Below are 9,403 nucleotides of genomic sequence, written 5' to 3' on the forward strand. Positions count from 1 at the left end.
CCGACCCGGGTGATGCCCGGCCCGGGAACCCCCGAGGTGCCCGCGGCCGGTGGTGGTCCGTTCCGCGCCGGTGACGATCCGATCCGGGCCGGTGCAGGCGCTCCCGGCAGTGACGGCCCCGACGGGGGCAAGCCCGGCAAGGGCGAGAAACCGGAGTCGGACCTGAACGTCAACAAGGTCGTCGCCGGAGCCGGCGCGGCGATCGTCACGGCGATCCTGGGCTCGTTCCTGGGTGCGGTCGGAACGGTGCTCGGTGCCGCCCTCGGCTCGATCGTCACGACGTTCGCGACGACGTTCTTCCAGCGTTCCATCGAGCACACCCGCACCAAGGTCACCGGCACCAGCGAGCGACTCAGGCAGCGCAGGTCCGGGCCGGCCGGCACCGCGGTCCGGCACGCGGCGGCATACGACGGCGGCGCCGGCGCGGCCGGACCGGACGGCCAGGAGACGGTCCTGCTGGACCCCTCGGCCGCGAGCACCCGCCCGCCCGGGCGGGACCGCCGGATCCGGATGACCCGCAAGCAGGTCATCTGGTCGGTCATCGGCACGGTGCTGGCGTTCGCGCTGGCGATGTTCCTGGTCACCGGCATCGAGTGGATCAAGGGCGGGACGATCACCGGCGGTGGGACCGGCACGTCGATCGGCAACGTGGTCTCCGGGGCGCCGGCCCAGCAGACCGGGCCGGACGACACCGGCGGCAGCGAGGCCACCTCGAGCTCGGAGCCCACGACGTCGTCGGACGAGTCGGACCAGACCTCGAGCGGTACCTCGACCGAGGACCCGTCGTCGAGCCCGGAGGAGGGCAGCGACTCGAGCTCCGACCCGGGCAACCCGCTGCGCGACGGCCTGAACCGGGTGCTGCCCTCGCAGCAGCCCGAGTCCGGGCAGCTGCAGTCCGGCCAGGACGGGCAGTCCGGGCAGGACGGCTCCGGCAACTCCGGCGGCGGGGCGGCCGAGTCCAACTGACCGGTCGGCCGCCGGGTCGGGCGGCCGGGGTCAGGACGACGCCGCGGCGGTCAGCCGGGCCTTCAACCGCGCCGCGGCGTCCTGCGGGTCCGCGGCCTCGGTGATCGCGCGGACGACGACGATCCGGCTCGCCCCGGCGTCGAGCACCTCGTCGAGGCGGTCGTGGTCGATCCCGCCGATCGCGAACCACGGCCGCGCGGGAGCCCGCCCGGCGACGGTGCGCACCAGGTCCAGCCCGGGCGCCGGGCGTCCGGGCTTGGTCGGGGTCGGCCAGCACGGGCCGGCGCAGAAGTAGTCGACGTACTCCTGCCCGGCCGCCGCGGCGGTCTCGGCGTCGCTGTGCGCGGAGCGGCCGATGACCATCTCGTCGCCGACCACCCGTCGGGCCCACCCGACCGGAAGGTCGTCCTGGCCCAGGTGCAGCACGTCCGCGCCGGAGGCCAGCGCGACGTCGGCCCGGTCGTTCACCGCGAACAGCGCGTCGTGGCGGGCGCAGGCGTCGGCGAACACCTCCAGCGCGGCCAGCTCGGCCTTCGCCTCCAGCGGGGCGCTGCCGATGGTCGTTCCGCCTGCGCTCCTCTCGTGTCCGCCCTTGTCGCGCAGCTGCACCACGTCCACGCCGCCGGCCAGGGCGGCGTCGAGGAACTCGGCGAGGTCGCCGCGCTCGGAACGGGCGTCGGTGCACAGGTAGAGGCGGGCGGCGTCGAGTCTGCGGCGCAGTGACTCTGCATCTCGTCGGGGCACGGCGGGAAGGGTACGGCGTAGCCTGGTGGAGAAGGTGGAACACGGGAGTCCGGCGTACGCATCGGGCTGAGAGGGGACCGGCGAGGGTCCCGACCGTCGAACCTGATCCGGGTCATGCCGGCGCAGGGAGGGATCTCATGGGAATGCATCTGGCCGTCGTGGGTGGCGGCGTGATCGGGCTGTCCGCGGCCTGGTCGTGCGCGCGTGCCGGATGGCGGGTCACGCTGCTGGACCCGGCGCCGTGCTCGGGGGCGTCCTGGGTGGCCGGCGGGATGCTGGCCCCGGTCACCGAGACCTGGCCCGGCGAGGAGGACCTGCTCGAGCTGGGCGTCGCCTCGGTGCGGGACTGGGCGTCGTTCGCCGCCGACCTGGAACGCGACTCCGGTCTCGGCGCCGGCCTGCGCGCCGAGGGCACCGTCGTCGCGGCCACCGGCTCCGGCGACCGCGCCGAGCTGGACACGCTGGCCGAGCACCTGGCCCGGCTCGGCCGCCCGGTGCAGCGCCTGTCCGGGCGCGAGCTGCGCCGCCTGGAACCGGCGATCGGCCCGGACGTGCGCGGCGGGCTGTCGGTCCCGGACGACCTGGCCGTGGACAACCGCACGCTCCTCGACGCCCTGCTCGTGGCCTGCTCGCGGGCCGGGGTGGTGCTCGAGCGCCGCGCGGCGACCGCCGTCCTCGACGACGGGGAGCGGGTCACCGGGGTGCGCTGCGCAGACCGGGCCGACCGGGCCGACGGGGCCGACGGGCCCGACGTGCACGCCGACGCCGTACTCGTCGCCGCGGGCGCGCACTCGTCCTCGCTGCACCCGTCACTGGACGGGCTGGTGCGCCCGGTCAAGGGCGAGATCCTGCGCCTGACCCGGCGCGCGGGCGCGCTGGCGCCGCCGTCGCGCACCGTGCGCGCACTGGTCGACGGGCGCCCGGTCTACGCCGTCCCGCGCGACGCACCCGGCCACGGCGACCTCGTCGTCGGCGCCACCACCAGCGAGAACGGCTTCGACACCGAGGTGACCGTGGGCGGGGTCCGGGACCTGCTGCGCGACGCCGAGCGGATCCTGCCCGGGATCGCCGAGTACGCACTGACCGAGAGCGCGGCCGGGCTGCGCCCGGGCAGCCGGGACAACCTGCCGCTGATCGGTGCGACCGGGCCGGACGGGCTGTTCGTGGCGACCGGGCACGGCCGCAACGGGATGCTGCTGGCTCCGGTGACCGCGGCCGCCGTCGTCGCGCTGGTGGACCGGAAGCCGGTGCCCGACGTCGTGCGGCCCGCGGACCCGGCCCGGTTCGCCCTGTCCGGAGCCACCGCGGCCGAAGGGAGCTGAACGATGCAGATCTGGATCAACGGGACCGAGCACGGGCTGGACGGGGCACCGACCGTCGCGGACGCGCTGTCGGCGTCCGGGGCACCCGAGCGCGGGATCGCGGTCGCCGTGGACGGCGACGTCGTCCCCCGCGCACGGTGGGCGGGCCACGAGCTCGCCGAGGGCGCCCGGATGGAGATCCTGACCGCGGTGCAGGGAGGCTAGAGATGGTGGAGAACGAGCCGCTGGTCGTCGGCGGGCGCAAGTTCGGGTCGCGGCTGGTGATGGGCACCGGCGGCGCGTCGAACCTGGAGATCCTGCAGCGGGCGCTCGTCGCGTCCGGGACGGAGCTGACCACGGTCGCGATGCGCCGGGTCGACGTGTCCGGCGGCACCGGTCTGCTGGACCTGCTGCGCCGGCTGGGGATCGAGGTGCTGCCGAACACGGCCGGATGCCGGTCCGCCGCCGAGGCCGTGCTGACCGCGCGGCTGGCCCGGGAGGCGCTGGAGACCGACCTGGTCAAGCTCGAGGTGGTCGCCGACGAGCAGACGCTGCTGCCGGACCCGATCGAGCTCCTCGACGCCGCCGAACAGCTCGTCGACGACGGCTTCACCGTCCTGCCCTACACCAACGACGACCCGGTGCTGGCCCGCAAACTGGAGCAGGCCGGCTGCGCGGCGGTGATGCCGCTCGGCTCGCCGATCGGCACCGGGCTGGGCATCCGCAACCCGCACAACATCGAGATGATCGTCGATCGGGCCACGGTCCCGGTGGTGCTCGACGCCGGCATCGGCACCGCCTCGGAGGCCGCGCAGGCGATGGAGCTGGGCTGTGACGCCGTGCTGCTGGCCACCGCCGTCACCCGCGCCGGAAACCCGGAGCGGATGGCGCACGCGATGCGGCTGGGCGTGGAGGCGGGCCTGGCCGCCCGCGGCGCCGGGCGGATCCCGCGCCGCTACTGGGCCCGGGCGTCGTCGCCGGAGCGCGAGGACGGCTGAGCCCGCGCCACGGCATAGGTCAGGTGGGTCACCAGCGGGGTCTGCCGGACCGACACCGGGACGAGCCCGGTGCGGGGCACGCCCTCGAACAGACGCTCACCCCGGCCGAGCAGCACCGGCGCGACGTGCAGGCGCAGCTCGTCGACCACGCCCGCGGCCAGGCACTGGTTGACGGTCGCGGCGCCGCCCGCGATGGCGACGTCCCGGTCCCCGGCGGCCTCGCGTGCCCGCGCCACCGCCTCGTCGACGCCGCCGGTGACGAAGTGGAACGTGGTCCCGCCCTCCATCGGCAGGTCCTCGCGCGCGTGGTGGGTCAGCACGAACACCGGCGCGTGGTAGGGCGGCTCCGCGCCCCACCAGCCGGTCCAGCCCAGGTCCCAGCCGCCGCGACCGGGGCCGAACATGTTCCGCCCCATCACGAAGGCCCCGGCCGCGGTGATGGCCCCGATCTCGGCGGCGTGCGCCTGTGGCTCGTCGAGCATCCAGGTCGTCAGGCCCTCGGCCCCGTCGCCGAACGGGGCGTCCATGCGCTGGTCCGTGCCGGCCGTGTAGCCGTCCACCGACACCGCCATGTCACAGGTCACGATGCTCATCGCCGTCTCCTCACCTGATCGGCCGGGCCGCTGTCGGCCCCGCTCCCACCCACCGGTCGGAGCCGGGAGGGCGTCCTCGACATCGATCCGGGGGAACTTCTCCCCATCAGTCCGCGGCCGTGATGCCGGCCGCGTGCCGGCGGGCCAGCTGCCGGTAGAAGTCGGGGTTGGTGCGTACCCACCAGCGTGCCGACTCGGTGAGCGGGCCCTTCTCCTTCGCGGCCGTGCCCAGCACCAGCCGGTCCGCCGCGATCTCGACGTTCGGCGCGACGACCGACCCGGCCGCGACCAGCGACCCCTCGCCGACGCGCGCGCCGTCCTGCACGGTGGCGCCGTTGCCGATCACCGCGCGGGCCCCGATCACGCAGCCGTGCACCACGCACAGGTGCCCGATCGTCGCGTCCTCGCCGACCTCGGTGAACGGGTCGTCGCCGCCGTGCAGGACGGAGCCGTCCTGCACGTTCGCGCCGGCCCGGACGAAGATCGTGCCCAGGTCGGCGCGGAGCACGGCGTTGTACCAGACCGAGGCCCCGGCCTCGACGTGCACGTCACCGACCAGGGTCGCGGTCGGGGCGACGAACGCGTCCGGATGCACGGTCGGTGCGACCCCGTCGAGGGAGAAGAGCGGCATGATCGCAGCCTGCCACCCCGCGTGCCGGACGCCGTGCGCGGTTCAGCTGAACCGCACGTCCGTCCTCGTCAGATGCGCCTGGACCCCGTCCAGCACGCGGGCCAGGCCCGCCTCGAACACCGGATCGACGCCGTCCGGGCCGGTCGTGTCGGGCGGGGCGCCGGTGAACAGCCCGGTGAACAGCGGCATGTCCGCGGCCCGGTGCGCGAGGTCCGAGGTCAGCGGGGCCCGGTCGTGCCGGAGGGAGGACGAGCCGAGCACGTAGCTGTTCACCACGTGCAGCACCTCGAACGCGACGTCCACCGGCAGGCCGTCGGCGACGACCAGCGCGAGCGCGGTCTCGGCCCAAACGCACTCCGCGGGCCCCATCCGCCGCGGCCCGGTGACCAGGGGAAGTGTCCAGGGATGCGTGGTGAAGACCGCGCGGTTCGCCCGGGCCCAGGCCTCCAGGCCGGCCCGGACCCCGCCGGAGACCGCCGGCGGCTCGCCGACCGCGGCGTCGATCATGAGATCGACCAGGGCGTCCTTGTGCGGCACGTGCCGGTAGAGCGACATCGGCGCGGCCCCCAGCGTCCGGGCCAGCCGCGGCATCGACACCGCATCCAGTCCCTCCTCGTCGGCGAGACGCACCGCGGCGTCGACGATCGTGTCCCGACTCAGCGACCTGCGCGCCGTCCTCGGATCGGGCGCCGGCTCCCAGCGCGGGTCCTGGGTAGGCGACGCGGGCATGCCGGAACTCTCCCACACCCAAAGCGTAGACAGCTATACGCAAGATGCGTAAGGCTTACGCACATGACGGACGGGGCAGTGCGCGAACAGACGGACACCGACGGGCGCGAGCGGGCGCGGACGCGGCGCCGGAGGAGTACGAGACGAGTGCGGGCGGGGATGATCGCGTTCGCGGTGCTCACCGTCGCGTTCCTGGTGGTGTCGCTGCCGCCCTACCTGAGCCTGGACCCGGCGCAGTCGAGGGTGGCGCCGCGCGCGGACTACCCGCTGCACTACCCCTTGTTGTGGGCGCACATCATGTTCGGCTCGGTCGCGCTGGTCACCGCCGGACTGCAGATCTGGCCGTGGTTGCGGCGCAGGTATCCCGCGGTGCACCGGTGGTCGGGCCGGCTCTACCTGTTCGGCGGCGTGTTCCCCGGGGGGATCGTCGTGCTGGGCGTGGCGCCGGTGAGCACCACCGGGCCGATCTCGGCGGTGGGCAACACCATGCTCGCGGTGCTGTGGCTGGGAACCGCGGTCGCGGGCTATCGGGCCGCGCGGGCCCGCCGGTTCGCCGACCACCGGGCCTGGATGATCCGCAGTGTCGCCCTGACGTTCTCGATCGTCGTCAACCGGGCGTGGATCCTGGTCTACCTCGGGATCTTCTCCCTGTTCGGCCCCGTCGACGACGCCCTGATCACGGCCGCGGCCGGAGCGTCGGTGTGGACGAGCTGGATCGTCAACCTGCTGGTCGCGGAGTGGTGGCTCCTGCGCCGCGGCGCGGGGCGGTTCAGCTGAACCGCGTCCCGGCTCGGGAGCCGCGCCATGGTTGCCGTCGGAGCTCAGCGGGGCGGCTCAGCGGGGCGGCTCGGCGGGGGTGCGCAGGCCCAGGTCGGAGAGCTCCAGGGCGGCGAGGCGGTGGATGACGGCGGGGTCACCCCGGCGCCAGGCGGTGGCCGGGTCCGGGGCCACCTGGACCAGACGCCGGACCGGGACCCGGCCCAGCGCGCGCAGGGCGAGCAGGTCCGGGCACGTCTCCCGGGCGACGACGGCGGCGCCGGCGCGGCGGGCGTAGCGCAGCCGCAGCGGCAGCCACCCCAGCAGTACCGGGAGCAGAGCGCCGAGCGTGACCAGCACGCCCGACCAGAGGGCCACCGTGGCGATCGTGTCGCCGTACTCCTGCCCGGCCCGGACGAGGTCGGCCCCGGTCCCGGTCGCCGGGTCGAACGCGCGCGCCAGGTCCTCGCCGACGAACGGGATCGTGCGGGCCGCACCGGCCGCCCCGGCGAACGTCTCGCCGATCCGCCCGCCCGCGTCGGCCAGCGTGCGCCCGGGGGCCTGCAGGGCGAGCAGGCCGTCGTGCACCGTGACTCCGACGACGACCGCGAGCACGGTCCAGGCCGCGGCCAGGACGTCGGCGACGACCTGGCGCCCGAGCCGTTCCGGTCGTTCCGCGTAGAGGCGCATCCGCCAGGTTCTACAGCAGGACCGAGTCTACAGCAGGCCCAGCTTGGTCGCCGCGTAGACCGCCTCGGCGCGGCGGGAGACCATCAGCTTGCGCATCAGGTTCCCGACGTGGAACTTCACGGTCGTCTCGGAGATGAACAGCTCGGCGCCGATCGCCCGGTTGGACAGGCCCCGCGCGAGCAGGCGCAGCACGTCGAGCTCGCGGTCGGTGAGGCGCTCCCGGTCCGGCATCCCGCCGGACAGCGAGCGGACCATGGCCGAGGCGCTGCGGGCGTCGAAGGCGCTCTCGCCACGCGACACGGCCCGGATCGCGCGCACCAGCTCGGTGGTGTCCACGTCCTTGACCACGTACCCGCGGGCACCGGCCTGGACCGACTCCACGACGAGGCGGTCCTCGGCGAACGTGGTGAGCACCAGGACACCGATGCCGGGGTGCGCCGCACACAGCCTGCGGCAGACGTCGAGGCCGTCGGTCTGCGGGCCCGAGGCCAGCTTCAGGTCCAGCAGCACCACGTGCGGGCGCCCGGCGTCGACGGCGGTGATCGCGTCGGCGGGGCTGCCCGCCTCCCCGACCACGCGCAGGTCGTCCTCGCGTTCGAGCACGGCACGCAGACCCTGTCGCATGATCGAGTGGTCGTCGACCAGCACGATCCGGATCGGGGCGGGCGGGGCCGACCCCCCGTTCCGGGTACTCGTGCGTGCGGTGTTCACCGGGACTCCGATCGTCGTGTGGGGACGTCCACCTGGACCTGCAGCCCGCCGATCCGGGAACGGCGGAAGCGCAGCACGCCGCCCATCTCCTGGGCACGGGTGTTCATGTTGCCCAGCCCGCGGTGCTCCCCGGAGGGGCCGCGCAGGTCGGCCGCGCGCAGCGTGCGGCGGATCTCCTCGGGGCTGGCGCCGCCGTCGTCGGAGACGGTGAGCCGGACCCGGTCGGACTGGTAGGCCAGCCGGACGACCGCGCGCGAGGCCGCCGCGTGCATCGCGGTGTTGAACAGCGCCTCACCGGCGATCCGGAACAGCGAGTGCTCGTGCTCCGGCGCCAGCGGCACCGGCGTCCCGCCGATCTTGACCTCGACCCGGAGCTCGTCGGGCATGTGCACGGTGCAGAGCTGGCGCAGCATCGACGGCAGGTCCTTGTCGCCGTGGTCGTCGTCGTTGAGCGCGTAGATCGCCGAGCGCAGCTGCTCGACCGCGCGCCGGGTCAGGTCCTTGGCCGTGTCCAGGTGCCCGACGAGTTTCGGGTCGTCGATCTCGGTGCGGCAGAGCTCGATGTGCATGCCGGCCGACAGGGCGTACTGGGTGACGCTGTCGTGCAGCTCGCGGGCGATCCGGTGCCGCTCGTTGTCGAGCACCTCCCGCTGCCGGGCCGCGCCGAGTGCCTGCTGGGTGCGCATCAGCTCGTCGTTGCGGGTGCGCAGGTCCTCGGCCTGGCGTGCGGTGCGCACGTGCAGCCGCTCCGCACGGTCGAGCAGGGCGCAGTTCTGCAGCGCCGACGCCGTCTGGCCGGCCAGGATGCGCAGCACCGAGTGGTCGGTGTCGTCGATCTCGCGCTCCGGCGGGGTCCAGGCCACGAACCCGCCGACGGTGCGGCCGTTGAGCCGGATCGGGACGTGCAGGTGCCGGCGCGCGTCGTCCCCGTCCAGGTGGGGGTGCGCGTCGACGACCGGGCCGCCGTCGCGCACCGCCTGGACATGGCTGCGCACCTTGTCCGGCACCAGGTCCAGGTTCGCCCACTCCACGCCGTCCGGCCCGAGCACGACGTGGCGCGGCACCGCGTCCGGCAGCTCGCCCGCGACGAGCGCGAAGACCACCCAGTCCGCGGAGAGGTGGTCGGCTGCCGCGTCCGCCACCGCCCGGACGAGTGCCTCCGAGCCCTCCATCGTGCGCACCAGCGCCGCCGAGATCCGGTCCAGGGCGAGGATCACCCGGCGCAGGCGCTCGGCGTTGACCCGGTACTCCGGGTAGAACGACGGCTTGCCGGACCGCAGACCG

At 74.7% G+C, this 9,403-nt stretch carries 12 protein-coding genes and 1 riboswitch; of the genes, 5 read left to right on the top strand and 7 right to left on the bottom strand.

Annotated features, from left to right (window positions below):
- Positions 1-966: hypothetical protein (locus I4I78_RS25650; protein ID WP_218614059.1), on the top strand; the 966-nt coding region annotated here is incomplete at its 5' end.
- Between the two features lie 30 nt (positions 967-996).
- Here the strand turns inward: I4I78_RS25650 and thiE are convergent.
- On the bottom strand, positions 997-1,710 hold the full coding sequence (gene thiE, locus I4I78_RS25655) for a thiamine phosphate synthase (RefSeq protein WP_218614060.1): 714 nt from the start codon (positions 1,708-1,710) through the stop codon (positions 997-999).
- A gap of 31 nt (positions 1,711-1,741) precedes the next feature.
- A riboswitch (TPP riboswitch) is annotated at positions 1,742-1,858 on the top strand.
- On the opposite strand from thiE, the gene thiO reads away from it, so the two are divergent.
- The 3 genes from thiO (at position 1,848) to I4I78_RS25670 (ending at position 4,009) form a co-directional block, all read left to right on the top strand.
- On the top strand, positions 1,848-3,032 hold the full coding sequence (thiO, locus tag I4I78_RS25660; RefSeq protein ID WP_218614061.1) for a glycine oxidase ThiO: 1,185 nt from the start codon (positions 1,848-1,850) through the stop codon (positions 3,030-3,032). (Overlaps the previous riboswitch by 11 nt.)
- 3 nt (positions 3,033-3,035) lie before the next feature.
- Positions 3,036-3,236, top strand: coding sequence for a sulfur carrier protein ThiS (thiS, locus tag I4I78_RS25665; RefSeq protein ID WP_218614062.1), 201 nt, complete (start codon positions 3,036-3,038; stop codon positions 3,234-3,236).
- Positions 3,237-3,238: 2 nt separating this feature from the next.
- The gene (locus I4I78_RS25670; protein ID WP_218614063.1) at positions 3,239-4,009 is read left to right on the top strand and encodes a thiazole synthase; all 771 of its coding nucleotides are present in this window, start codon (positions 3,239-3,241) and stop codon (positions 4,007-4,009) included.
- On the opposite strand, the gene I4I78_RS25675 is transcribed toward I4I78_RS25670, so the two are convergent.
- The 3 genes from I4I78_RS25675 to I4I78_RS25685 all read right to left on the bottom strand — a co-directional run bounded on the left by I4I78_RS25675 (position 3,967) and on the right by I4I78_RS25685 (position 5,962).
- Positions 3,967-4,602, bottom strand: a complete 636-nt coding sequence (locus I4I78_RS25675; protein WP_218614064.1) for a dihydrofolate reductase family protein — start codon at positions 4,600-4,602, stop codon at positions 3,967-3,969. The two genes, I4I78_RS25670 and I4I78_RS25675, sit on opposite strands and share 43 nt — an antisense overlap.
- 106 nt (positions 4,603-4,708) lie before the next feature.
- Positions 4,709-5,233, bottom strand: a complete 525-nt coding sequence (locus I4I78_RS25680) for a gamma carbonic anhydrase family protein (protein ID WP_218614065.1) — start codon at positions 5,231-5,233, stop codon at positions 4,709-4,711.
- Positions 5,234-5,275: 42 nt separating this feature from the next.
- Positions 5,276-5,962: a TetR/AcrR family transcriptional regulator gene (locus I4I78_RS25685; protein WP_218614066.1), complete on the bottom strand. Its 687-nt coding sequence runs from the start codon at positions 5,960-5,962 to the stop codon at positions 5,276-5,278.
- A 63-nt stretch (positions 5,963-6,025) separates the two neighbouring features.
- Between I4I78_RS25685 and I4I78_RS25690 the strand changes: the two genes are divergently transcribed.
- Positions 6,026-6,739, top strand: a complete 714-nt coding sequence (locus tag I4I78_RS25690) for a DUF2306 domain-containing protein (RefSeq protein WP_218614067.1) — start codon at positions 6,026-6,028, stop codon at positions 6,737-6,739.
- Between the two features lie 57 nt (positions 6,740-6,796).
- Here the strand turns inward: I4I78_RS25690 and I4I78_RS25695 are convergent, their stop codons facing one another.
- From I4I78_RS25695 to I4I78_RS25705, 3 genes are all read right to left on the bottom strand, one after another.
- Entirely contained in the window at positions 6,797-7,408 is a 612-nt protein-coding gene (locus tag I4I78_RS25695) for a hypothetical protein (RefSeq protein ID WP_218614068.1), read from the bottom strand.
- 27 nt (positions 7,409-7,435) lie between these two features.
- Positions 7,436-8,119 carry a response regulator transcription factor gene (locus I4I78_RS25700; RefSeq protein ID WP_218614069.1) on the bottom strand — a complete coding sequence of 228 codons (684 nt, stop codon included), beginning with the start codon at positions 8,117-8,119 and terminating at the stop codon, positions 7,436-7,438.
- Positions 8,116-9,403, bottom strand: a 1,288-nt coding sequence (locus I4I78_RS25705; protein ID WP_226380436.1) for a GAF domain-containing sensor histidine kinase, incomplete at its 5' end; no start/stop codon positions are given. The genes I4I78_RS25705 and I4I78_RS25700, both read right to left, overlap by 4 nt.

The sequence above is a fragment of the Pseudonocardia sp. KRD291 genome, from assembly GCF_019263595.1.
In the GTDB taxonomy this organism is placed as follows: Bacteria; Actinomycetota; Actinomycetes; order Mycobacteriales; family Pseudonocardiaceae; genus Pseudonocardia.